The sequence below is a fragment of the Actinomadura vinacea genome (assembly GCF_039532545.1).
Taxonomy (GTDB): domain Bacteria; phylum Actinomycetota; class Actinomycetes; order Streptosporangiales; family Streptosporangiaceae; genus Spirillospora; species Spirillospora vinacea.
Map to the genome: position 1 here is coordinate 31,560 of NZ_BAAARW010000006.1, position 23,454 is coordinate 55,013.

The window sequence follows — 23,454 nt, forward strand, 5'->3', positions numbered from 1 at the left end:
CTGACCTGCCATGACACCTGCCGGCACAGGGGCGGGCGGCGCTCAGCGCCCGGTGGTCAGCGCCAGGTGGTCAGCGCCAGGTGTTGTTGCTGGTGTGGTCGCCGCCGAGCCACGACCTGAGATCGGCGTGCGCCCGCTCCCGGCGTTCGCCGTCGGACTCCTCGATGCCCGCGGCGTCCGCGGTGAACTCCAGCAGCAGCCCGTTGGGGTCGCTGGTGTAGAGCGATCGGCAGTAGCCGTGCTCGAGGGTGTAGGTCTCGTCGGGCTTCCAGCCGGCCTCCTTGAGCCGCCGCGCGATCGCGCCCTGCACCTCATCGGTGACCTTGAGGGCGATGTGCCGGAACGGCGAGTGCGGCATCTCCGGGCCGAACTGCTCCTGGTCGGCGGGATCGGCGAACTGGAAGAACGCCAGGGAGCTGCCGTCCCCGAGGCCGTAGAAGGTGTGGCAGTAGGTCCGCACCGCCCCGAAGAGCTCGTCGGCCTCCTTCCATGTCGCGATGAGGGGCAGGCCGATGATGTCCTCGTAGAACGCCCGCGTCGCCTCCTGGTCGCGTGTCACGTAGGCGTTGTGGTGCAGGCGCGCCGGCAGCGACGTGTTCTCGGAAGACACTTGGGTCATCGCTGGATCTCCTCGCTGGGGTGGGCGGACACTTGTCCGCTGTCCGAACGTGAGCCGACGATTGCGCGCACCCGTGGCCTTGTCAAGGGGCTACCGCCCGACCCGCGCCGCCTGCTCGGACAGGATCCGCGCCAGCCGGCCGGGAGCCGACAGGAACGGTGAATGGTCGCAGCCGATCTCGACGCTCTCCGCCGCCCGCGCCGCGCACTCGCGCTGCGCCTCGACGCGGACCGTGCGGTCCCGGGCGCAGACCACGTAGCAGGACGGCACCGACGACCACGCGGGATCGGCGATCGGCTCCGCCGGCACCCGGCTCCACATCGGGCGCCAGCGGCGCGCCGCCGACCGGGCCAGCTCCGGCGGCGCGCCCGAGTAGAGCACGTCCGCGGCGGCGGCGCGGAGCGTCACCGCGCCGTCCGCGCGCACGTCGCAGGCCGCGCGGAACTCCGGGTGGTTCCACCGGGGCGTCAGGTCCGCCGGCGACTCCCCGGCCACCGGCATGCGCGCGGCGACGAAGACCAGGCGGGCGGCGCCGTGGCCGCCCGCGGTGACGGGCAGACCGCCGTAGCTGTGCGCGGCCAGGACGACGGGACCGTCCGCCGCCGCCTCCCGCACCGCGGCGCGCACGGCCTCGGTGTCGGCCGTGAACGACGTCAGCGGCAGGTCGACGGCCCGCCCCCGGACGCCCGTCCGCTCCAGGCGCTCCAGCACCGGCGTCCAGCACCGGCCGTCGTGGTTGGCGCCGTGCACCAGCAGGACGATCGGCCCGGCGCCGCCGTCAGCCATCCGTGCCGTCGGGATGCGGATCGGGTGCGACCGGACGGTTGTTGAGGTCGACCGACAGGAAGATCTCGTTGCCGACCGGATGGCGCAGCTCCTCGGCGAGCTGCCCGATCAGGCCCGCGGTGCGCGCCAGCAGCGCGAACCCGCGCAGCAGCCGGATCGGCAGGTCCAGGTCGGCCAGCGCCGCCCCGCACACCCCGGCGCCGTTGAGCGGCAGGGTCTTGCCGAGCACCTGGGGATGCACCCGCCCGATCGCGGCGAACAGCGACAGATGCGGGCCGAACGTCCCTTCCTCGGTCGCGATCCGCATGAGCCGCGGCGTGCGCGGGTCGCCCTGCTTGTGCACGTGGTGCCCGAGTCCGGGGACGAGCCGCCGCTCCGCCCTGCACGCCCGCACGGTCTCCAGCGCGAGCGCGTCCCAGCCGGCCTCGTCCGCGGGTGGCGGGCCGTCCAGCCCGGCCAGGACCTCGTGCAGGAACGCGCCGGTGTCCTCGGTGACGCCCAGGAACCGGGAGCCCCCGCCGAGCAGCCCGGCCGCGAGCGCCCCCTGGATCGAGTCGGGAGCGGAGAGGTAGGTGAGGCGGGTGACGATGGCGGTCGGGGTGAAGCCGTGGTCGGCCAGCGCGGCGAGCACCGCCTCGAACACCCGGACCTGCCCGGGGGTGGGCCGGCGCTGGGTCGCCAGCCAGTAGGCCAGCTCGCCGAAGCCGACGGTGCCCATCACGTCCTCGGCCAGGTCCTGGCCGAGCAGGGTGATCGAGGTGGGGCTGGAGGCGCCCAGCGCCGTCGGGTAGCTCGGCGGTTCAGTCACGGCCGTCCTCCCGCGGACCGGCCAGCCAGGCGCGCACCTCGGCGCCGTGCTCGTCGAGGTCGGGCGGCGGCAGCTCGTAGCGGGCCGGGGTGGCGGACAGGGAGATCGGGTGCTTCGCCATCGGGATCGCGCGCCCGCCGTCGCCGACCGTCACGATCGGGTCCAGCTCGAAGCGCTCGGCCATCGCGAAGCCGCCGTCGATGGTGTTGATCGGCGCGCACGGCACGCCCGCCTCGATCAGCGCCTCGAACCACTCGTCCGCGCCGCGGGCGGCCAGCCGGTCGACCAGCAGCGGGCGCAGCTCGTCCCGGTTGGCGGTGCGGTCCTGGTTGCGGGCGAACCGCGGGTCGTCGGGGACCTCGGGGACGCCCAGCACCTCGCACAGCCGGCGGAACTGCCCGTCGTTGGCGGCGGTCACGATGAGGTCGCGGTCGGCGGTCGGGAACGGCTCGTAGGGGAAGACGCTCGGATGCGCGTTGCCCATCCGGAACGGCACCACGCCGCCCGCGGCATAGGCGGAACTGTGGTTGACCAGCCCGGACAGCGCGGACGACAGGAGGTTCACCCCGACGTGCTGGCCCTGCCCGGTCGCGTCGCGGTGGCGCAGCGCGGCGAGGATGCCGATCGCCGCGTGGTTGCCGGCCATCACGTCGAACACCGAGATCCCCGCGCGGAAGGGCTCGCCGTCCGGGTCGCCGGTCAGGCTCATCAGCCCCGAGATCGCCTGCACCATGAGGTCGTAGCCCGGCACCCGCCGGCCCGCCCGGGTGCCGAAGCCGCTGATCGAGGCGTAGACGATCCCCGGGTTGGCGGCGATGACCGTGCCGTAGTCCAGACCGAACTTCGCCAGCCCGCCCGGCTTGAAGTTCTCGATCAGCACGTCGGCGCGGTGCGCCAGCTCCCGGGCGGCGTCCGCGTCGTCCGGCTTGCCCAGGTCCAGGACGATCGACCGCTTGCCCCGGTTGATGCCCAGATAGTAGGTGGAGACGCCGTCGCGGGCGGGGGGCGTCCAGGACCGGGTGTCGTCCCCGCCCGGCGACTCGACCTTGATGACCTCGGCGCCCAGGTCGGCCAGCAGCATCGTCGCGTAGGGCCCGGCCAGCACGCGGGAGAAGTCCGCGACCAGGACGCCCGAGAGCGGCCCCGGCCCGGCCCCGTCCGCCGCCCCGGTCCCTGGCGGGGTTCGCTCTGACATCCCGGCATCGCCTCCTGTCCGTATAGCGGACGAACGTCCGTCGCCATCTTGGCATAGGAGGCCCGCCGGACGACACCGGCGGGTCAGGAGGAGGCGCCCACCGTCACGTGCGGCACACCCGCCAGCCGGGCGAAGTCCGCGCCGATGTCGCCCGCCGCCTGCAGCAGCAGCGGGAGATGCCCCTCCAGCAGCCTGTCCACCGGCGTCTCGGCCGCATGGGTGTTCACGTTGAGGGCCGCGATCACCCGCCCCGACCCGTCCCGGAGCGGCGCGGCCACCGAGCGGATGCCCCGGGCGAGCTCCTCGTCGGTCAGCGCCCAGCCGCGCGCGCGGACCTCGCGCAGCACGGCGTCGCGCTCGGCGCGGTCGGGCCGCCAAAGCGGTTCGAGCCCGGACCGCGACGGCTGCGCCAGCACCTCCTCCAGGTCCCCGGGCGCCAGTGCCGCCAGCAGGACCTTGCCCAGTGAGGTCTGCAGCGCGGGGAACCGGGTGCCGATCTGCACCGCCAGGGTCACGATCTTCGGGACCGCGACCCGGGCGACGTACACGATGTCGGCCCCGTCCAGCTGCGCGATCGAGCAGGACTCGCCGGTGCGCGCCACGAGCCGCTCCATGTGCGGCCGCGCCACGTCCCACAGCCCCATCGACCGGACGTAGGCGACGCCCAGCTCCAGGACCCGCGGGGTGAGCGCGAACCCGCCGTCCGCGGTGCGGACGTAACCCAGCTCCTCCAGGGTCAGCAGGATCCGGCGCGCGGTCGGACGGGCCAGCCCGGTCGCCGTGGCCGTCTCCGTCAGCGACATCACCGGGCGCTGCGGCGAGAAGGCCGCGATCACTTCAAGCCCGCGGGCCAGCGCCTCGATGAAATCCGGTCCGGTTCCTTCGCGGGGCATCGTCGCGGCTCCCTCGGCTCGCTCGGCGGGACGCCCTTCAGGCTACTGCCCCTCGTCCGCCTGGCGGACGCCGTCCCGAACGAGGCGGGCGGCGTGGGCCGTCTCCTCCTCACGGAGACGGCCCGGGCCCGCGTCCCGGAACCGCCAGCGCGTGACCACTCCGTCCGGGCCCTCCAGGACGTCCCGGCGCAGCGCCGTCTCGATGCGCCGCCGGACCTCGGCCACGGCCTCCGGACGCGTGGCGAAGAGCACGCGCAGGCGGACCTCGTCACCGGACCGCTCCGCGGCGACATGATGCGGCGCGAGCGGGCACGGCGGCGGGTGCTCCCAGTGCCCGCACACCGCGACGGTGACGGCCGCTCCCGGCGCCCGCACGTCACCGTCCGCGGCCATGGCGACCACCGCGACGTGAACGTAGGTCCTGCGCACGCCCCCAACATAACGAGCGCAGGACCCACGTTGGCCGGTCATCACCGGACCGTCAATCGGTACGGAGACGGGTGGGCGAGGCGGCCCGGGTGAGGAGACGGCCGGAGAGGGCCGTGACGGCGGACGCGATCGCCACCGCGAGGACGACCATGACCAGCCCCTGGCCGGCCATCCAGGCGAACCCCAGCAGGTTCTTCCGCGTGGTGAAGACGCCCCCCGTCATGCCGACGCACGCGGCCAGTGCGGCGATCGCGCAGATCGGCGTCGCCGCGATCAGCGTCTGCCGCAGAGCCCTGACCGGAACGCCGGTCGCGGCCAGCGCCGCGGTCGAGCGGCCGCTCTCCAGCAGCGACTCGGCCCGGTGCACCACCACCGCGGTGACCGCCACGAGCAGGGCGAACAGCAGCGCCAGATGGGTCAGGGTGAAGCTGACCACCCAGAACCGCTCGAGCGAGACCCCGTACTCGGCCCGGTCCCGGAACACGTCCCACCTGAGGGCGCCGGTGCCCGTGCCGAACGCGACGACCAGTGCGACGACCGCCATGGTGCGGCCCCAGGCACGGGGGTCGGCCTCGAGGGCGCGCGCCGCCAGGAGCGTCTCGGGGCTGCGCGCCCGGCGTCCGGCCAGCCGTGCCGATGCCAGCACCAGGCGGCTCGCGGACGCCGCGAGGCCGATCAGGGCGAGGAGGGCTCCGGGGGCGATCAGCGTCACCCCGACCATGTCCCCGGCCTCGATGAGCCCGCCGACGAGCATCAGCAGCATGCCGGCGACGGGTGGCCGTCGCGGTGCCGGCCACCAGTAGCCGGCGCCGCCGCCGGTCGGCGCGCGAGGTACCGCGGGCCAGCATCGCGGCGACGTCGAACAGCACGCGCCCGCCGGTCATCGGCTCACCTCCGCCGCCTCGGCCACGGCACCGTCGCGGACCACGATCTCGCGGTCGGCGAAGGCCGCGATCCGGTTGTCGTGGGTCACCAGGACCACGGTGGTGCCGTGTTCGCGGGCCGTCGTGAGCAGCAGGCCCAGCAGCTGTTCACCGGCGGCGCTGTCGAGCGCGCCGGTGGGCTCGTCGGCGAAGACCACCTTGGGCCCGGTGGCGAGCGCCCGCGCCAGCGCGACCCGCTGCGTCTGGCCGCCGGACAGGTCGCCGGGCCGGAGCGGCGCGCAGTCGTCGGCGCCGACCCTGCCCAGCCATTCCAGCGCGGCGCCGGCCGCCTCGGCGCGGCCGAGCCCGCCGAACATCAGCGGGACGGCCACGTTCTCCGCGGCGGTCAGCTCCGGAACCAGCCCGCCGAACTGGAAGACGATTCCGAACGCCTCGCGCCGCAGCCGGGCCCGTGCGTCCTCGTCCAGCTCGTCGAGGCGGGTCCCGCCGTAGTGGATCTCGCCGGCGTCGGGTACCAGGATCCCGGACAGGCAGTGCAGCAGCGTGCTCTTGCCCGAGCCGCTCGGGCCGGAGATCGCCACCACCTCGCCCGCGTCGATCGTCAGGGACGCGCCGCGCAGCGCTCGGGTGCGCCCGAACGACAGGCCGGCGTCGCGCGCTTGCAGCAGGGGACTCATCGGCTGATCTCCTTGGTCAGGTCGGCCAGGCGGTGCACGGCCAGTTCCATCCACCGCAGGTCGGCGTCCAGGTGGAGCAGGGCGTAGTCGGCGGCGAGCGCCTCGGCGGCCGACGCCTCGGGCGCCGACTTGGTGCGGGTGAGCTCCCGCATCCGCGCCAGGTGGGCGGCGCGCTGCCGGTCCAGGCCGGCCCGGGCGTCGCCGCCGGCCACCAGCGCCATGACGGCACGGGTGAACAGGGCGCCGGTGACGTACGGCGCGGGCGGCTCGGTCTCGGCGAGCCAGCCCCGCACCTTCTCGGTGCCCTCCGGGGTCAGCTCGTAGACCGTGCGCTCGGGACCGCCCTCCCGGGCGGTCCCGGCCACGGCCACGAACCCGTCGCGCTCCAGCCGCTGCAGCGTCGAGTAGACCTGGCCGTAGGGCAGCGGTTTGGCCCCCGGCAGCCGCTCATCGTGCTCGCGTTTGAGCTCGTACCCGTGCTTGGGCCGCTCGGCCAGCAGGGCGAGCAGGATCTGCGGAGTCGCCATGCCGTCGGACTATACACTCAAGATATGTACTGAGTGCATAGTTGTCGTGACGGCCTCGGCGACGGGTGCCTCAGCGGATCGCCGACAGGTCGATGAGCGTCGTCCTGTCCCCGCAGCCGGCCCTCCCTGCCGTTCCGGCGCGGCCAGGCCGCGGGCGCGCCGGGGTCAGCCGACGTGGACGAGGGGGCGGTGCCTGATGTCGGGCTCGGCCTGGCGCAGTATCTCGCGGGTGAGCGGGGCGACGTCCCCGCCGCCGAAGACCAGGTAGCGCAGCAGCGCGCCGACCGGGTTGCCCTCGGCCCAGTGGAAGTAGACGTGCGGCAGGACGCCGGTCTGGTTGCGGACGTGCAGCAGGATCGCCGCTATCGCGTTGGCGACGCTGGGGCTGGCGACCCGCAGGATCCGGTGGCCGTGCAGCTCCTCGCCGACGACGTGCAGGTCGGTCGCGAACTCCGAGGCGTCCGAGACGGTGACCTCCAGGAAGATGAGCCGCTCGTCCTCGCGCAGCCGGTGCAGCGCCCAGGCCTCGCCGGCCTTGTCGTCGTACTCGCGCCGGTCGCGCTCGTCCGGTTCGTTGGCGATGAACCGGAGGTCGCCGGCCTCGGTGACGTAGCGCAGCGCCGCCGCGTCCAGGGCGACCTCGCCGACGCGCAGCTCGGTGGAGCGGGTGGCGCGGGAGACCAGCGAGGTGGCCACGATCGCCACGCAGAACAGCAGGGCGATCACCAGGCCGTCGGGCCGCTCGACGATGTTGGCGACGGTGGCGTACCCCAGGACCAGGGTGACCAGGCCGAACCCGAGGGTGGCGCGGCGCTGCCGGCGGCCGTGCGCTGCCAGGGTCACCGCGACCGCCGCGGACAGGATCAGCGCCAGCACGCCGGTGGCGTAGGCGCCGCCCTGGGCCTCGACCTGGGCGCCGAACAGCACGGTGATCGTGAACGAGACGGCCGTGAAGATCAGCACCATCGGGCGGGTGGCGCGGGTCCAGTCCGGCGCCATCCCGTACCGGGGCAGGTACCGGGGCACGATGTTGAGCAGGCCCGCCAACGCGGACGCGCCGGCGAACCACAGGATCGCGATGGTGGACAGGTCGTAGACGGTGCCGAACCAGTCGCCGAGCCGCTCGTGCGCCAGATACGCCAGCGCGCGCCCGTTGGCCTTGCCGCCCTCCTCGAACTCCTTCGCCGGGATCAGGACCGTCGTGACGAGGCTTGAGGTGATGAGGAAGACGCTCATGATGCCCGCGGCCGTGGTCAGCAGCTTGCGCGCGCCCCGGATCCGTTCCTCCAGATCGCCCCGGACCAGCGGCATCACCGCCACGCCGGTCTCGAAGCCGGACAGTCCCAGGGCCAGCTTCGGCATCACGACCAGCGACACCGCGATCATTGCCAGTGGGCCGGAGTACTCGGTGGTGAGCGCGTGCCGCCAGCCGGTGACCAGCTCCGGGTGGACGGCCAGCTCCCGCAGCGCGTCGCCCACCACCACGACGTTCAGGCCCAGGTAGACCGCCACCAGGAGCACCGCGATCGAGATGGCCTCGCTGAACCCGATGAGGAAGACGGCGCCCAACGCGCCGATCAGCACCAGGGTCACCGGCACCTGCCAGCCCGCCAGGGCGGCGGGGAAGAAGGGGTTGTGCAGCAGGTGCGCGGTGGCGTCCGCCGCCGACAGCGTGATCGTGATGATGAACGCGGTGGCGACGAAACCCAGCAGGAACAGCACCAGCAGCTTGCCGCGCCAGCCGGGCAGCAACCGCTCCAGCATCGACAGCGAGCCCAGCCCGTGCGGGCTCTGCCCGGCGACCGACCGGTACACCGGCAGCGCGCCCAGCAGCGTCAACCCCACCAGCAGCAGGGTCGCGATCGGGCTGAGCGCCCCGGCCGCCAGCGCCGCGATGCCCGGCTGGTATCCCAGCGTCGAGAAGTAGTCCACACCGGTCAGGCACATCACCTGCCACCACCGGTGCTGCTTGTGCGGGGTTTCGTGGTGGTGCGGGCCCGCCGTCTTCCGGCCGGGCCGGTGGAAGCCTTGCAGCAGCCATCGCCGCAGCGCGGATCCGGTCTCCGGCTGGGAAGAGGTGTCCATCCGCGCTCACCTCGGCATTCACCCGCTGATCAAGTCCGACGCTACCGGCCGTTCCGCGGCGCGCCGGGCGGCTTGGGCGCGGGTTGGCCAGGCCCTGGTGAAGTCGGGAAGGCGGGTATGGGCACCTCTGTCCTGATCAAGGCGCTAAAGTCGGGCAAGTCCGTTCGCCGCGCCGGGGCGAGCCAGCGCAGCGAGGGGGAGACACGGATTGACTTCCTCTCCCTCCTAAAGGAGGGGGATTCCCATCCTCGCGGGTGGGGTTTCCTGTTTCACGGCCAGTTGCGGAAGGGAGGGCCCTTGCCGTCTTATACCGGCTCCACAGGCATCACCGGGGGTCGGGCCCCTGGCTGCGGCTCGACCAGCCGCAAGGATGTTCTTGGCCGCGTTGTGGTCCCGGTCGTGCCGGGTGCGGCAGCCCGGGCACGTCCACGCCCGGGTGTTCAGGCTCAGCTCGCCGAGCAGGTGCCCGCAGTTCGAGCAGGTCTTGGAGGAGGGGTGCCAGCGGTCGATCACCACCAGGGTCCGCCCGGCGCGTTCGCACTTGTACTCCAACTGTCGGCGGAATTCGCCCCATCCGCAGTCGGAGATGGCCCTGGACAGGCTCCGGTTGCGGACCAAGCCCTTGACGTTGAGGTCTTCGATGGCGATCAGGTCGGCGGATTCCACGAGCCGGGTGGTGGTCTTGTGGAGGAAGTCTTGGCGGGCGTTGCGGACTTTGCGGTGGGCGCGGGCGACCTTGTTCTTGGCCTTGCGGCGGTTGGCGGAGCCTTTCTGGCGGCGGGCCATGCGGCGCTGGTAGCGGGCGAGGTTGGCGGCCTTGCGGTCCAAATGGCGGGGGTTGGCGATGCGTTCGCCGTCGCTGGTGACGGCGAAGTCCTTCACCCCCAGATCGACCCCGACCTCGCGCCCCGCCTGCGGTCGTGGTTCGGGTTGGTGGGTGTCGACGGCGAAGGTCACGTACCAGCGCCCGTCGGTGTCGCGGGAGACCACGACCATCGTGGGGTTGAGGGTGGACGGGTCGACGTCGTCGAAGGACCATACGAATGCCAGCGGGGTGCTGGTCTTGGCCAGGCGCAGCTCGCCGTCGCGCATCCGGAACGCCGAGCGGGTGAAATGCGCGGACTGGCGGCCGTTGCGGGACTTGAACCGCGGGTGGCGGGCACGCCCGGCGAAGAAGTTGGCGAAGGCGGCGTGCTGGTGCCGCAGCGCCTGCTGCAGCGGCACCGACGACACCTCCGACAAGAACGCCAACTCGGCGGTCTTCTTCCACCCGGTCAGCCAGGCGTCGGTCTCCCGGTAGGCCGTCCCCTGCCCCGTGTCGCGGTGGCGGCGGGTCCGCTCGGCCAGGGTCTTGTTCCACACAAGGCGCACGCAGCCGAACGTGCGGCCCAGCAGGGCCGCCTGCTCGGAGTCCGGGTAGGCCCGGCACCTGTACGCCGTCCGCATGACCGGGAACCTACCGGCCAACATCGACATCCGTCCCCGACATCAGTTACTCCGCGTACCGGACCGGTGGCCGATGCCACGAGCAGCCGCACCAGACGACACAACCAAAGGACAAGGGGATCATCACTCATGACCGGACAGACAGCGGTCTCAGGGCCGACGGCCGATCGCCTGACGGCGATCGCTGTTTCCCTGTCCCGCTCCGCGGGGGACCGGATTCCTCCCCGGTCTGAAGGCCGGGGCAGCCTCCGGGAGGTCCGGTGAACAGCGGGGGCCAGCGTCCTGACGGGGAACGGCCGCAGGAAGGATCATGGGCCGATCCGGCGAACGCCGGGCCCGCGCAGCCCCCTGCTCCGCCGCCCGGCAATCCCTACGCTCCGCCGCCCGGAGTACCCGGACCTGTCGTGCCTCCTCCACCCACCGGTCCGATGGGCCCGATGGGCCCGATGGGCCCGATGGGGCCGCCGCCGCAGCGCAAGGGGCCAGGCCGCCTGATCGGACTGCTCATCGCCGGAGGTGTCGCGGCCATCGTGCTCCTCGCGATCGCCGGCGTTGTCGTCGCCAACCTCGCGAGCGGGGAGCCGGACGGTCCCGTCCAGGCCGAGCACTGTATCGACGTGCGCGGCGAGATGAACACCGGTTCCGGCTTCATGCAGAGGATCCCGGCGGCGACCAGGGTCGGCTGCAAATCCGACCAGGCCAAGGGCAAGGTCCTCAAGGTGGTCAGGACCGGCCAGCGCACCTCCTTCAGCACCTCGTCCATGCCGGAGTGCCCCGACGGCGCCGACGGCGTCGCCCGCGTCACCATCTCGGAAAAGGACGAGCGCTACTGGGAGGTCTGCACCCGCAACCTCGCCGCGCCGCACCCCGGCGACCCCGGTGCGGGCGGCGGGATGATCGGCGCGGGCGACTGCATCAGCAACTCGCTGGCGTTCAGCTCGGAGAAGCCGTGCTCGGGGTCGGAGTGGTACGGCAAGATCATCGCGAGGGTCGCGACGCAGAGCCAGTGCCCCGCGGGGCGGACCATGGAGACCGCGAAGCTGTCCGGTTCGAGCGGATCGACGAGCCGCCCGGTGCTGTGTCTCGGCGCCGGGGGCGCGGTCCTGGGGCCGGGTGACTGCATCGCCGACACCACGTTCTCCTTCAACGGCCCGAGAAAGGTCGAGTGCTCGGGCAGCGACGCGTTCGCCAAGGTCACCGGCCGTGTCCGCACCCAGCGGGAGTGCCCCTCCGGATCGAACAAGTTCCTGGAGGCCAAGGACGCCTACCTGCCGGTGCTGTGCCTGCGCCAGCTCAAGCCCACCCTCAAGGAGCAACTGGACTCCCTCCCCGGCTGAGCCGAAAAGCCCGCCGGCTTTATCTCTCCGGTAATCGCTCTCGCGGAGGGCGGCCCGAAAAGATGATCACACCCGCTCGGCAGAGCGGGGCCACCTGCGAGGAGCAGACAGTGATCATGCGTCATATCGGAGCCGTTCTGTCCGCCGCGGCGGCCGCCGTCACGGTGGCCTTCACCGGCACGGCTCACGCCGGCGGCGGGCCGGTGACCGAGGGCACGATCTCGCCCGCGGCCCAGACGTTCATCGACCGGCAGAACCGGTTCGGCGCGATGCCGACCTACACCGACCCGAGCCGCCCCGACGAGGAAGACCTGGAAAAGCGGGTCGTCGCTTACGGAGAACTCTGGGACGACGACGCGACCCTTTGGGAGGCCGCCGCGGAACCCGTCCAGGGGCGTGCCACCATCATGAACTCCATCCGCGGCTCGCTCAGGCTCGTGCCAGAGTTCGGTTTCCGCCCGACCCGTATCGCCGCCGACCGGAACGCGGTCATGTACGGTGCGCACAACCAGGCCACGATCAACGGAAACAAGGTCGAGTATCCGGCGATCTACCGGGTCGTGCTGAGCAAGGACGGCGACGTCGTCCAAGGCCGGCGCTACTACGACCGGTTCGCGTGGTTCAAGCCGCTCGACGGCGACCTTGAGGACCTCTTCCAGGGGGTGACAGACCGCAGCCAGGGGAGTGCTCCGGCGGCTGTCACGACCGCGCACCCCGGCGACATCCCAGGCCGAGGCGCGGCCTGGAACCGGCGGGACGCCGCCGCCCTGGTGGACTCCCTGGGCACAGCACCCCTCTCGGGTACCGGACTGGGGGACCGCACCCTGGGAACCCGAGCCGCCAAACTCGCCTACCTGCAGCGCCTCTTCAGCAAGTTCGGCCACGACCCGAACGCCTCGCTCGCCCCTGGCCAGACCGTGCGTACGCCTGCCGCCACGTACCAGGAGTGGTACGGGACCGTGAACAGCCAAGGCCGCACGACCTCCTTCGGCGTCATCGAACGCTTCGGATATCGAGGCGGCCGACTCGCCGAGTGGACCCTGGCCTTCGACACGCTTCCCCTGATCGCCGACGACCAGAAGATCCGCGAGCTCTACGGCCGGATCCAGCCGGCACGCTGACGACGTTCACACGGCCGGCGCTCCCGACCCGGGAGCGCCGCCCTTGTCTCCGTGCATGCGTCCAGCAGTTATGAATGCTGGGCTGAAAATGGCTCCGGGCGACCGCTTGGGGCGGCTGCCCGGAATCCATTCATCTCATCCCCGCCCCCGCGGGGGACGTGACGGGTTCAGGGGCGGTAAGGGGCTGTCGAACCGCGGTCACCGAGGGGTGCGCCGGCTCTCGGCGCCCTGGGCGAACATGGCGCGGAAGGTGATCGGGCCCACCACGCCGTCGGCTCCGATTTCCTTGCGGGTCTGGAAATTCCAGACGGCGGTCTTGGTCCCGTTCCCGTAGACGCCGTCGACCGAGACGGCGTCGCCGAGGATGTTGAGCGAGTGCTGCAGCCCCTTGACCAGGCTGGAGCGGGTGTCCCCCGGCCGCGCGATCCCGTGGTCGGAGCGGAGCGTCACCCAGGTCTCCGTGTTGAGTTCGCCGGTCTCCTCAAGGTCACGGGCGCCCTGGTACTTCTTGACGGCGGTGACCAGGGCCTCGTCGAAGAGGTCGGCGTTGCCGGCCCTGGGGTCGCAGCCCTTGAAGTACCCGAGCTGTGCCAGGAAGCAGCGGGCCGCCGCGACCCGGTGGTTCCTGTCGCCCTTCTCGAGCACCATCCAGGGCTGGGCCTCGATGGCGGCGACGATCCGCCTGTCGGTCCGGGGGTCGTCGGCGCCGGCCGGGATCGCCCCGGCGCCGGCGGCGAGCGTGGCGATGGCGGCGGCCAGGCCGGCCGCCATCACCCGCGATGCGATTCTCATTCGATCTCCTCTCAACGGCGTCTGGCCGTTCTATAAAGAAGACGCTCAATTGCGAGGATGGGTTTTCGTGGCTTATGAGTTTTCTCCGGGAAGTCTCGGACGCGCGACATCCCCTATGGGTTTACAGGGGTTGTCAATCTTTTTGTGGGAGATCAATAAGAATGGTGCGGCAGTGCGTGCCTGCACGGGTGTGCTTGTTCGGGATTCGGAACAGGACTCACCCCGTCAGTAGCGGCCGTAGCCGCTTGCAGATCACTTCGACGTGCCGGGCCACCATCTCCTCTGACAGCCCGGCGACCGAGGCGCCGAACCAGACGGTCTCCACCGGGGCCTCTCCGGCGAACTCGCGGACGTGGGCGGCCACGTTCTCGGGAGTGTCGAACAAGAAGGACGTCAAGGGACCTCTGGAGGAACGCGACCGGAGCTTGTCGGGGTCCACGGGCCGGGGGACGGGCCGCCCGGTGCCTTCCACCATGTAGCGGCGGTAGCTGTCGAACTGGTAGGTGACGTGCGGCGCCACCGCGTGCCAGTCACGTTCGGGATCGTCGGTCACGAACGCCTCGATGCCGCCCGCCATGCGCGCGCCGCGAGGGTCGTGCCCGCCTTCGGCGAGACCGTCACGGTAGTGCGGCCAGGATTCGGCGTTGGCCGTGAGCAGGCACTCTCCCAGCCGGCCCGCCCGCCGCGCCCCCTTGGGGCCCTGATAGCCGAGCCATATCGGCAGGTCCGCCTGCACCGGGGCGGGAGTGACTTCACCTTCTCCCCAGAACCGCCGCAGTTCGCCGACCTGCGCGTCGAGGGTTCGGTACCGCTCCTTGAGCTCGGCCCCGAAGAGGTCGTACTCGGGTGTCCGGTAGCCGGCGCCCAGGCCGAGGTCGAGGCGCCCATCACTGATGAGGTCCACGATCGCGGCCTCCTCCGCCAGCTGGGCGGTCTTCCGTAGCGGGCCGATCAGGATTCCGGTTCCCAGCCGCACCCGGCGGGTGCGGGCCGCCGCCGCGGCCGCGAACGTCAGCGGCTGCGGCAGGTAGCCGTCCTCGAACAGGTGATGCTCGGAGAACCAGAGCGAGTCGGCGCCCAGCCGTTCGGCTTCCTCGCACATCTCCAGCGCGAACGCGTAGAGGCGGGACGGGTCCCGCCGCCAGGGCGGCGGGTTGCGCAGATCGAACCACAGGCCAACCTTCATGGCGCACCCTTCTTTAGCTTAAATATCTACCCTATTTAATAGTATTACGCATCGTTGTACGATCCTGAAGGCGACCCCGGGTGCATGCCTGTGGGGAATGGCGCCATGCCTGTTGGAAATGTGACTGCCGCGGGTCGCGCCATCTGTTCAGTCGGCTATCGGCAGGCCTGAGCGCGCCCGAACCATTGCCCTGATAGGGGCCCGGTGTTAACGTCCGGAACACGGTCGTGTTCCGCTGGACGGGGCCGCCGACCTGCGATCTTGTCGGAGGTATGGGTGGACGGTGCTGTCCTCTGCGGTGGCCCGGGTGGGACCGCGCCCGGTGGTCTCGGCCGTCTGGACGGCCTCGACTGGGCGGTCGCCACCGATGGGGAGCTCGCCGCGCCGGTCGCGCCGGTGTCCCCGTCCGCCCCCTTCGGCAGCGGGCACTTCCACCACTGGGCCGACGACGTGCGGCGGATCGTCGGCGCCGGACCCGCGACCCGCAGGCTGGTCCTCGGCTGGGGGCGCCTCCAGCCGGACGGGCCGGGCACCTGGGATCGGGCCGCGCTGGATCGCTGCGACCGGGCCCTCGACACGATGGCGGCGGCCGGCGTCCTTCCCGCGGTGGCGCTGATGTACCGGGAGCTGCCCGCCTGGCTGGAGGAGGGCGGAGGGTGGCTGTCGCGCGACACGGCGTCGCGCTTCGCCGACTACGCGGACGCGATGGGGCGGCGTTTCGGTGACCGGGTCGCCCGCTGGGTCACGCTGAGCGACGTGGCCGCGTCCTCCCTCGCCGACCGGGTGGCCGGGTTGTTCGCGCCCGGACGGGCCAGGGGCGCCGCCGGGCTGCCGGCGGTCCACCATGTCCTGCTGGCGCACGGCCTGGCCATGCGGGCGCTCCGTGCCGCCGGCGTGCGCGGCCGCGCGGGATTGATCGGCTCGCTCGTCGGCGCGTACACCGCGTCCACGGACCCGTGGGACCGGATCGCCCTCGAACGGCTGGAGAGCTGGAGCATCCGGTTGTTCCTCGATCCGCTGCTGCTCGGCGAGCACATGGTCCTGGAGACCGGGCGCTCGCCGGTCGTGGACTCCGGCTGCGTGCGCACCGGTGACATGAAGGTCATCAGTACGCCGCAGGACGCGCTGGGGCTCTCGTGGCACGCGCCGATGTGCGTCGCGGCGCCCGAGAACGTCTCCCGGGTGCTGTCGCCGTCGCCGCGCTTCCACGCGCTGAACGAGGTCAACCGGCTGCTGGCGCGGCTGGGCTTCGCGGTCGTCCCGTTGACCGGGGTGGAGACGACGTCCTACGGCTGGCCCGTCGTGCCCGAGGGGCCCGCGGACGCGCTGGCGATGCTGCACGAACTGTACGGCGACGCGCTGCCGCCCGTGTACATCACCGACCGCGGGCTGGACGATCATCACAAGGCGGCCGGGCTCGTCCGGCCGGACCGTGACCGGTGCAGGAGCGCGCTGGCGTCGAAGCTGGCCTGGCTCGCGCGGATCATGAACAGCGACGGCGTCGACGTCGTGGGGTACGAGTACTGGTCCGTGCTCGACGACGTGGCGTCCAAGCTGCCCTACTGCCGCCTGTACGCGTCGGCGGTCGGCGACGGCGAGTCGGCGCAGGACGCCGACGCGCCACCGCCGATGATCCCCTGCGACTGGGTCCGCTCCGGGGTCTTCGGCAACGCGAGCTGACGCCCGGTCGCGCCGATCTCGACGACCCGCTCTCCCGTTATCCGTTGATGTATCTAACTATTTCATCTACTTTGCGGGTAGGTCCTGGGAGTGCCCTCCCTCTCGGGGGCTGGAGCCGGGGCCGGGAGAGCGAGAGGACATGGAGCGTTGATCGTTTCCGAACTGCCGATGAACCCGAGCGTCCAGGACGTGCTTGCGGCGGCGGAACGGGCCGCCGGTCTCGACGACCACGGCGGCGACGGGTTCCGCGAGTCGCTCGGCGGCGTGGTGCGCCTGCTGAACGAGGACGCCGACCTGCCGGCGGAGCGCCGCGCGGCGGCGTTCGGCCAGCTCGTCGAGGTCCTCGCCGGCCGGCTGCGGCTCGTCGAGGACGACCGGCGGCATCCCGGGATCGGCCGGGAGGAGGTGACCGCCCCGCTCATCGTGATCGGTTTCGGCCGGTCGGGGACGACGTTCCTGCACTCGATCATCGCGGCCGACCCCGACAACCGCGCGCCGGCGTACTGGGAGGTCGCGCGTCCCTCCCCGCCGCCCGGCCTGGCCGCGGCCGACGATCCGCGGATCGCGCTGGGCGACCGGGACATCGAGAGCTGGCTCGCGGACCTGCCCGGTTTCATCACCCAGCACCCGTACTGGGACCAGGGCGGCAGCGCCCTCATGGAGTGCGAGGGCTTCCTGGTCTACGACCTGCGGAACCACTACCCGATCCAGCTGTCCAAGATCCCGTACGGAACCTCCTGGGTGGCCGACCGCGACGACGACGTCGTGCGGTACGAGTTCCACCGCTGGTTCCTGAAGCACCTGCAGTACGGTGCCCCGCCCCGCCGCTGGGCGCTCAAGGGGGTGGACCACCAGTTCCACCTGGCAGGGCTGCGGGCGGTCTATCCCGATGCGCGGCTGGTGTGGGCGCACCGTGACCCGGTCCAGGTCTGCGGGTCGCTGCTCGCCGTGATCTCCATGCTGATCCGGGGGACCGGGAAGATGGGCGACCCGGCGGAGTTCGCCCGCGCCTGGCTGGACCGGCAGGGCGAGCTCGTGGACGGGATACTCGCCGATCCGTTCGCGGCCGACCCGGCGATCTGCCACGTCCGCTACCCGGACCTGGTCTCGGATCCGGTCGGCACGGTCCGCGGCGTCTACGACCACTTCGGTCTTCCCGTCACCGCGGAGTTCGAACGGCGGGCGCGCGCCTGGCTGGACGCCCCGGAGAACAGGCCGGACCGGCACGGCAAGTGGACCTACGCGCTGGCCGAGTACGGGCTGGACGAGGACGACATAGACGCGAGGTTCGCCGGTTACCGCGAACGGTTCGGAGTGTGAGCCGCGACATGACCGGCAGCACGGTCGACTGGTCGTTCTTCAGCATGGCCAAGTACCTTCTCACCGCGCGTCCAGAGGACCCGCGAGTCATGGACGGGGACGAGTGGGCGGTCCTCCTGGAGCGGCTGGCGGAGGCGGCCGAACTTGCACGCGGCGCCGTCCCGGCGGAGGCGGTGGACCGGGCCGGCATGTATCGGGGTCTGCTCCAGCTGCTCTCGTTCGGGTTGGAGCGTTCCCTCGGTGCGGCGGATCCGGCCCGTCCGGTGTTCTCGCGCCCGTGGCCGGTGCACCTGTTCGACTACGGGGCCGGCAACCCGGACGCGGTCTACCGCACGGTGGTGCTGCGCGACGACCTCACGTACCGGATCAGCGGAACGCTCGGCAACGCCGGGTTCATCGGGCTGGAGTTCTTCGACGGCACCCGCCAGACCGGCTCGCTGCTCGCGGCCGACCTGCGGCCGGGCCCGGACGGTGAGTTCGAGGTGCTGTTCGGTCCCCGCGAGCGGCCGGGCAACTGGCTGCGGGTCGTGCCGGGGACGAGCTACCTGCTCACCCGCGAGTTCTTCGGCGACTGGGCGGCGGCCGAACCCGCCCGGCTGCACATCGAGTGCCTCGACGAGACCGGACGCAAGTGGCCCGTCATGTCCGCCGACCGGGTGGGCAAGGAGCTCGAAGCGCTCGGAACCTGGCTGGTCGAGTCGGTTCGCGTCTTCACCGGGGCGCAGCGGAACGGGATGGCCGCGTACACCAACGCTTTCGAGGCGAGGCCGAGCCGTGCCGACAGCGACCTGCCCGTCATCTTCCACGGGTTCTGGGATCTGGCGCCCGGTGACGGCCTCCTCGTGGAGATGCCGGAGCCGGCCGGCCCGTACTGGGGCATCCAGCTGTCGAACACGCTGTGGAACACCCTCGATTTCGCCAACCGGCAGACCAGCCTCAACCGGGCACAGGCGCGCGTGGACGGCGACGGGATGATCCGGTTCGTGGTGGCGCACGCCGATCCGGGGGTGCCCAACTGGCTCGACACCCTCGGCCACCGGCAGGGCGCGATCCATCTGCGGCTCGGCCCGGCGCCGAAGGAGGACGCCGCGCCGCCGCCACCGCGCCGCGACCTCGCCGTGACGCGCAACGACTGGATGCGGTCCTGGGCGGACGGCACCGAGGAGGCGGTCCAGACCGACGCGCACCCGGCACCGCGGGCCCGCGTCGTCAAGCTGGACGGAGTCGCCGCCGAACTGCCCGCCGGCGCGCCGCGCGTCAGCCCCGGCGAACGCCGTGCGGTGCTGGACGAGCGGCTGCGGCAGGTCGTCAGGATGCAAGGGGACGCGCGCACGTGAGCCGACGAGCCGCCGGAGATCCGCATCTCCGCGTGTTCGCCGGACGCCGGGGCGGACGGGGATCTCCCCGCCCGCCCCGTCCCGCGGGTTCTCAGCGAAGGTAGGCCTGGCCCCCGTCGAGTGCGATGGTCGTGGCGGTCAGGTAGGCGCCGTCCGGGCCGCAGAGCAGGGCCACGAAGCGCCCGATGTCCTGCTCGGCGTCACCGAGGCGGCGCAGCGGGATCGACTCAAGGCTGCGGGCGTACAGTTCCGGGGAGTTCCTGGCGTACGCCTCCGAACCGGCGCTCGTCGCGGCGGGCATGACCGTGATCACCCGGATGCCGTCCGGGCCCCACTCCGTCCCGGCGGCGCGGGTCAGCCCGGCCATGGCCGCCTTCAGCGCCCCGTACACGCCGCGGTCGGTGGGGGCCGGGTTGACGGCCGCGCTGCTGCCCAGGTTGATGACGACGCCGTTGGCCGCCTGGAGGTACGGATGGCAGAGCCGCATGAGGCGGAAGGCGGCCAGCGGTCCGGACCGCCAGGCGGCGTCGAGGTCCTCCTCGGTGACGCCCAGCACGGTCCCCAGCAGCGACTGCTGCGCGTTGTTGACGAGGATGCCGATGCCGCCGAGGCGGGAGGCCGCCTCGTCCACGCATGCGGCGAGGGCGTCGGCGTCCTTCACGTCGCAGACCACCGTCATGGCCCGTCCGCCACGATCCTTGATCTCCTCGGCGACCCCGTCGAGTTTGCCCTCCGTCCGGCCGGCGAGCGCCACCGCGGCGCCCTCCGCCGCGAGGGCGAGCGCGATGCCCCGGCCCACCCCCTGCCCGCCCCCGGTGACCAGTGCCGTCCTGCCGTCGAGGAATCCCATGTGGGTAAAATAGTAAGATAAGTGTATAAAAACAACTGTACCGTCGGCGGGAAGTGATCGTTACCATTTCCTGGATGAATCCGGATGACTCGGCACAGGGCGATCTGTTCGCGGAGATCCAGGCCGTGCTCGCACGGGTGAACGCCGCCGTGGACGCGGGCAAGGTTCCAGAGGAACTGGTGGGCGTCCTGGTCGCCACCGGAGAGTGCGAACGAGCCGAGGCCATCGCCGATCGGGCGGGCACGTGGCGGAATCTCATCACGCAGCTTTGGCGGCACGGCGAGCGGGAGCGGGCACGGCGCGTTCTGGCCCGGAGGGCCGGTGCCTACCAGGTGCAGGGCCCGCGCTCCTCGCTCTCCCGGCTGGTGCAGGATCTGCTCTCGGTCGGTGCCGCGGACGAGGCGCGCGGCGTCGTCGACGACCGTGTCGACGAGCTGGACCGGTGGGCGCGCACGGAGATCGCGGCGGAATTCGTCCGGCGGGGGAGGCCCGGCGACGGCCTGGAGATCCTGGACGGCCGGGAAGACGAAACGGGAGAGGTCGTCCTGGCGCTCATCGAGGCCGGACGCCTGCGGGACGCCGAGGAGACGGCGCGCCGCATCGCCTCTGAGGACAGGGCGCCCTTCGGCCGGTTCGCCCTCGCGTTCGCCGAGCACGGCCGGCCGGAGACGGCGGAGCGGTTCGCGCTGCTCGCCGCCGCCGTCCCCGTGAGGGACCACCTCTCGTGGCCGGAGCTGAGCACCTGTGCGGCACTGACCCGCGTCGGCCGCCTGGCCACGGCGGTGACCCGCTTCGACGGGCTCTCCGACCTCCGGAGGCATGCCAACTTCCGCCCGATGTCGGACGCGCACGGGTGGGCGCGCGTGCCGTGGGGCGAGTACTCGGGGTGGGCGCTGGGGAGCCCGCGACGTTACGCGGCCGCGGCGATGGCCGAGCAGGCCGTCCGTGCCGGAGCCGAGGACCGGCTGCTGGAGGAGGCCGCCCGCCGGGACGACGACCGGCCGGCCGATCTCCTGCGGGCGGCCGTCGCGATCACTCACGCGCAGGCGGGCGACGACCGTGGCGCCCGCCGCCACCTGGCGGGCGTGACGTCGGTCGAAGGGCGGGTCGAGGGGCGGCTCGCGCTGGCCGAAGCGCTGGCCGCCACCTCACCCGCCGTCGCGGCCGAGGCCGCCGTGCAAGCCCTCGAACTGGTCGAGCAGGCCGCCGCCACCGCCTCCTCTGACTCCCGGCAGAAGCGGTACAACCAGCCGTTCGAATGGGACCACATCCGGATGAGGGTGCGGGAGGAAGTCGCGGTCCTGCTGGCACGGGCGGGCCGGCAGGACGAGGCCATGCGCGTGGCGGACGGCATCCCGACCGGTCATCTCACGTCCGCGTCCGCGTTCCGCCGCATCGCCGAGGCGCTCGGCAGGCCGGTCGGCGAGCCGCCGACGAGCCTGCTGGCGTCCCTCCCCGGATCACCCAAGGGGGCCGAGGAGGCGGTGGACGCCGTGGTCGGCGGCAGTCGAAGGCCCTCCGACGAGCTGGTCGACGCCGTCCTCCGCGACCGAGAGGCGCTCATCTCGCTGCTGCCGTCCTTCGACGCCCTGGACGACCGGCACGTCGCGCTGACACGCGTCGCCCAGACCCTCCTGGAGGAGGGCGATGCCCAAGCGGCCCGGCGCGTCGCCGTGCACGCGGTGTCCCGAACGCCGCCCGGCCCGCCCAACATGCGCGCGGTTCTGACCGGCCCTGCCGCGGTGCGCCTGGCCAAGGACGGCGACCTCGACCGCGCCGTCGCGCTGGCCGGCGGCCGATCGCGGGTGCTCGTCGACATGATCGTGGCGCTGCTGGACGAGGGGTCGGTGGACGCGGCGCGCCGCGTCCTGGCCGAGGCCGCCGACGGCGCGCCCGTCGCCCGGGAACTCGCGGGGCGGCTGGAACGGGAGGGACTCGTCGAGCACCTGCCCCTCGCGGGCTTCCCGGCGGCGGACCCCCGCGAGGACGTCGGAGCCGGCGAGCGCCTCGCGGCCGAGCTGCTGAGCGCCCCGGACGGCCTCGACCTCGACACCGTCGACCGGTTCGGCGAACGGATCGCCGGCATCGACAGGCGCGTGCTCATCGGCCGCCTGATCCGCGCCGCCAGGTACCGGACCGCGTGGAACGTCGCGAACGCGCCGGACCACGGGTTCGGCTGGGAAGACCACGTTCCGTCTTCGCTGCGCGCGACCTGGAGGATCGGCGTGGCCGCCGCCGCCCACGAGCGGGCCCCCGCCCTTTCCGCGTGGGCCCTGGAGATCGCCGAGCTGACCTACCGGGAGGCGCGGGCCGAGGACGCCGCCGTCCTGGCCGAGATCGCCGCGTTCCCCGGCTGGCCCGCCGACCGCGCGCTCGCCCTCTTCCGCACCGCCTTGGCGCGCACCGAGCGCGCCGAGTGCCGCACGCACGCCCGCATCCTCGCCGTACTCGAAAAGTCGATCCCCCTGCTGGCGCGCCACGACGGCGGCCGCCCGCTTCGCGACCTCATCGCCGCGCTGGCCTGAGGCGTCCGCACGCGATATCAATAAAAGAGATAACTTATTTAATTTCTGCTACCATAGCGAGATGAGTGCTGACGCCGCACCGGTCCCGCCGGTCCGGTGCGAGGCGGGAGGCGGGCGATCGTGACCGACCCGACGGACTCCACCGAGTCGACGGCACGGCCGGGAACGCTGGGCCGGCGCGTCCGCGTGCCCAAGATGGCCGAGCTGGTCGCCGCGCAGCTGCGCCGCAAGATCGTGCGCGGTGAGCTGGCGGGCGGCGCGGCGCTCCCGGCCGAGACGGCGCTGATGGCGGAGTTCTCGGTCTCGCGGCCGACGCTGCGGGAGGCGTTCCGGGTACTGGAGTCCGAGGCGCTGATCAGCATCCGGCGCGGTGCCCGGGGCGGTGCGCGGGTGCAGGTGCCGCAGGGGGAGGTCGCGGCCCGGTACGCCGGGCTGGTGCTGGAGTACCTCGGCACCACGCTCCAGGACCTCTACCAGGCGCGGAATCTCATCGAGGCCCCGTGTGCCGGGCTGCTCGCGCGGCGGGCCTCCGAGTCCGACCTCGACCTGCTGCGCGAGGCGGTGCGCGAGGCCGAGCTGCTCATCGACGATCCGCCGGCCTTCATCCGCGCGCACATGCAGTTCCACGCGCTGGTGGTCGACCTGTCGGGCAACGAGACCATGCGGGTGCTCAACGGCATGGTGCGGCACATCATCGACCAGGCGAACTGGTCGCATGTCGACCTCGACGCGGGCAGTCCCGAGAACATCGTCGCGAACCGGGAGGGCTTCCGGGCGCACGTGCGGCTGGTGGAGCTGGTGGCCGCCCGCAAGGCCGAGGCCGCGGAGGAGCTGTGGCGGGCGCATCTGCGCGCCGCGGAGGAGTACCTGCTGAACAACAAGTCGATGACCACGGTGCTCGACCTGCTGGGCTGAGGTGCCGGGACGTCATTGACACGGTGGAACACCCGGCCGTAC

The 23,454-nt window shown here is 72.3% G+C and carries 21 protein-coding genes; 7 read left to right on the top strand and 14 right to left on the bottom strand.

Translation table 11 applies throughout. The features are described from left to right. Positions 1-70: 70 nt before the first annotated feature. The 11 genes from ABD340_RS08790 to ABD340_RS08840 all read right to left on the bottom strand — a co-directional run bounded on the left by ABD340_RS08790 (position 71) and on the right by ABD340_RS08840 (position 10,349). Positions 71-619 (bottom strand): VOC family protein, encoded by a 549-nt coding sequence (locus ABD340_RS08790; protein WP_344588133.1) that lies wholly within the window; start codon positions 617-619, stop codon positions 71-73. Between the two features lie 90 nt (positions 620-709). Then, the gene (locus tag ABD340_RS08795) at positions 710-1,405 is read right to left on the bottom strand and encodes an alpha/beta fold hydrolase (RefSeq protein WP_344588134.1); all 696 of its coding nucleotides are present in this window, start codon (positions 1,403-1,405) and stop codon (positions 710-712) included. After that, positions 1,398-2,213: a citryl-CoA lyase gene (locus ABD340_RS08800; protein WP_344588135.1), complete on the bottom strand. Its 816-nt coding sequence runs from the start codon at positions 2,211-2,213 to the stop codon at positions 1,398-1,400. The genes ABD340_RS08795 and ABD340_RS08800 overlap by 8 nt, the downstream gene beginning before the upstream one ends. Further along, entirely contained in the window at positions 2,206-3,408 is a 1,203-nt protein-coding gene (locus ABD340_RS08805) for a CaiB/BaiF CoA transferase family protein (protein ID WP_344588136.1), read from the bottom strand. The genes ABD340_RS08800 and ABD340_RS08805 overlap by 8 nt, the downstream gene beginning before the upstream one ends. An 83-nt stretch (positions 3,409-3,491) precedes the next feature. Further along, positions 3,492-4,301: an IclR family transcriptional regulator domain-containing protein gene (locus tag ABD340_RS08810; protein WP_344588137.1), complete on the bottom strand. Its 810-nt coding sequence runs from the start codon at positions 4,299-4,301 to the stop codon at positions 3,492-3,494. 42 nt (positions 4,302-4,343) lie between these two features. Beyond that, positions 4,344-4,730 (bottom strand): hypothetical protein, encoded by a 387-nt coding sequence (locus ABD340_RS08815; RefSeq protein ID WP_344588138.1) that lies wholly within the window; start codon positions 4,728-4,730, stop codon positions 4,344-4,346. A gap of 52 nt (positions 4,731-4,782) precedes the next feature. After that, positions 4,783-5,493 (bottom strand): hypothetical protein, encoded by a 711-nt coding sequence (locus tag ABD340_RS08820; protein WP_344588139.1) that lies wholly within the window; start codon positions 5,491-5,493, stop codon positions 4,783-4,785. Between the two features lie 117 nt (positions 5,494-5,610). Next, positions 5,611-6,291, bottom strand: coding sequence for an ABC transporter ATP-binding protein (locus ABD340_RS08825; RefSeq protein WP_344588140.1), 681 nt, complete (start codon positions 6,289-6,291; stop codon positions 5,611-5,613). Next, a complete protein-coding gene (locus ABD340_RS08830; protein WP_344588141.1) occupies positions 6,288-6,818 on the bottom strand; it encodes a PadR family transcriptional regulator in 531 nt (176 codons plus the stop codon). The genes ABD340_RS08825 and ABD340_RS08830 overlap by 4 nt, the downstream gene beginning before the upstream one ends. A gap of 165 nt (positions 6,819-6,983) precedes the next feature. Further along, entirely contained in the window at positions 6,984-8,903 is a 1,920-nt protein-coding gene (locus tag ABD340_RS08835) for an amino acid transporter (protein ID WP_344588142.1), read from the bottom strand. 225 nt (positions 8,904-9,128) lie between these two features. Continuing rightward, positions 9,129-10,349, bottom strand: coding sequence for an RNA-guided endonuclease InsQ/TnpB family protein (locus ABD340_RS08840; RefSeq protein WP_344588143.1), 1,221 nt, complete (start codon positions 10,347-10,349; stop codon positions 9,129-9,131). Between the two features lie 437 nt (positions 10,350-10,786). On the opposite strand from ABD340_RS08840, the gene ABD340_RS08845 reads away from it, so the two are divergent. Together ABD340_RS08845 and ABD340_RS08850 are read left to right on the top strand one after the other, a co-directional pair. Next, positions 10,787-11,686: an LppU/SCO3897 family protein gene (locus ABD340_RS08845; RefSeq protein ID WP_344588144.1), complete on the top strand. Its 900-nt coding sequence runs from the start codon at positions 10,787-10,789 to the stop codon at positions 11,684-11,686. Between the two features lie 116 nt (positions 11,687-11,802). Then, entirely contained in the window at positions 11,803-12,807 is a 1,005-nt protein-coding gene (locus tag ABD340_RS08850; RefSeq protein WP_486303561.1) for a nuclear transport factor 2 family protein, read from the top strand. Between the two features lie 198 nt (positions 12,808-13,005). Here the strand turns inward: ABD340_RS08850 and ABD340_RS08855 are convergent, their stop codons facing one another. Together ABD340_RS08855 and ABD340_RS08860 are read right to left on the bottom strand one after the other, a co-directional pair. Next, entirely contained in the window at positions 13,006-13,599 is a 594-nt protein-coding gene (locus ABD340_RS08855; RefSeq protein ID WP_344588146.1) for a peptidoglycan-binding domain-containing protein, read from the bottom strand. Positions 13,600-13,816: 217 nt separating this feature from the next. Continuing rightward, positions 13,817-14,785, bottom strand: a complete 969-nt coding sequence (locus ABD340_RS08860; protein ID WP_344588147.1) for an LLM class flavin-dependent oxidoreductase — start codon at positions 14,783-14,785, stop codon at positions 13,817-13,819. Positions 14,786-15,061: 276 nt separating this feature from the next. Here ABD340_RS08860 and ABD340_RS08865 point away from each other — a divergent pair, with 276 nt between their 5' ends. From ABD340_RS08865 to ABD340_RS08875, 3 genes are all read left to right on the top strand, one after another. Then, entirely contained in the window at positions 15,062-16,465 is a 1,404-nt protein-coding gene (locus ABD340_RS08865) for a glycoside hydrolase family 1 protein (RefSeq protein ID WP_344588148.1), read from the top strand. Between the two features lie 147 nt (positions 16,466-16,612). Then, on the top strand, positions 16,613-17,785 hold the full coding sequence (locus ABD340_RS08870) for a sulfotransferase family protein (protein WP_344588149.1): 1,173 nt from the start codon (positions 16,613-16,615) through the stop codon (positions 17,783-17,785). Next, positions 17,782-19,122, top strand: coding sequence for a hypothetical protein (locus ABD340_RS08875; RefSeq protein ID WP_344588150.1), 1,341 nt, complete (start codon positions 17,782-17,784; stop codon positions 19,120-19,122). The genes ABD340_RS08870 and ABD340_RS08875 overlap by 4 nt, the downstream gene beginning before the upstream one ends. Positions 19,123-19,213: 91 nt before the next feature. On the opposite strand, the gene ABD340_RS08880 is transcribed toward ABD340_RS08875, so the two are convergent. Continuing rightward, a complete protein-coding gene (locus ABD340_RS08880; RefSeq protein WP_344588151.1) occupies positions 19,214-19,972 on the bottom strand; it encodes an SDR family NAD(P)-dependent oxidoreductase in 759 nt (252 codons plus the stop codon). A 74-nt stretch (positions 19,973-20,046) separates the two neighbouring features. Here ABD340_RS08880 and ABD340_RS08885 point away from each other — a divergent pair, with 74 nt between their 5' ends. Next, the gene (locus tag ABD340_RS08885) at positions 20,047-22,497 is read left to right on the top strand and encodes a hypothetical protein (protein ID WP_344588152.1); all 2,451 of its coding nucleotides are present in this window, start codon (positions 20,047-20,049) and stop codon (positions 22,495-22,497) included. Between the two features lie 120 nt (positions 22,498-22,617). Next, the gene (locus ABD340_RS08890) at positions 22,618-23,412 is read left to right on the top strand and encodes a FadR/GntR family transcriptional regulator (RefSeq protein WP_344588153.1); all 795 of its coding nucleotides are present in this window, start codon (positions 22,618-22,620) and stop codon (positions 23,410-23,412) included. The last annotated feature ends 42 nt before the right edge of the window (positions 23,413-23,454 follow it).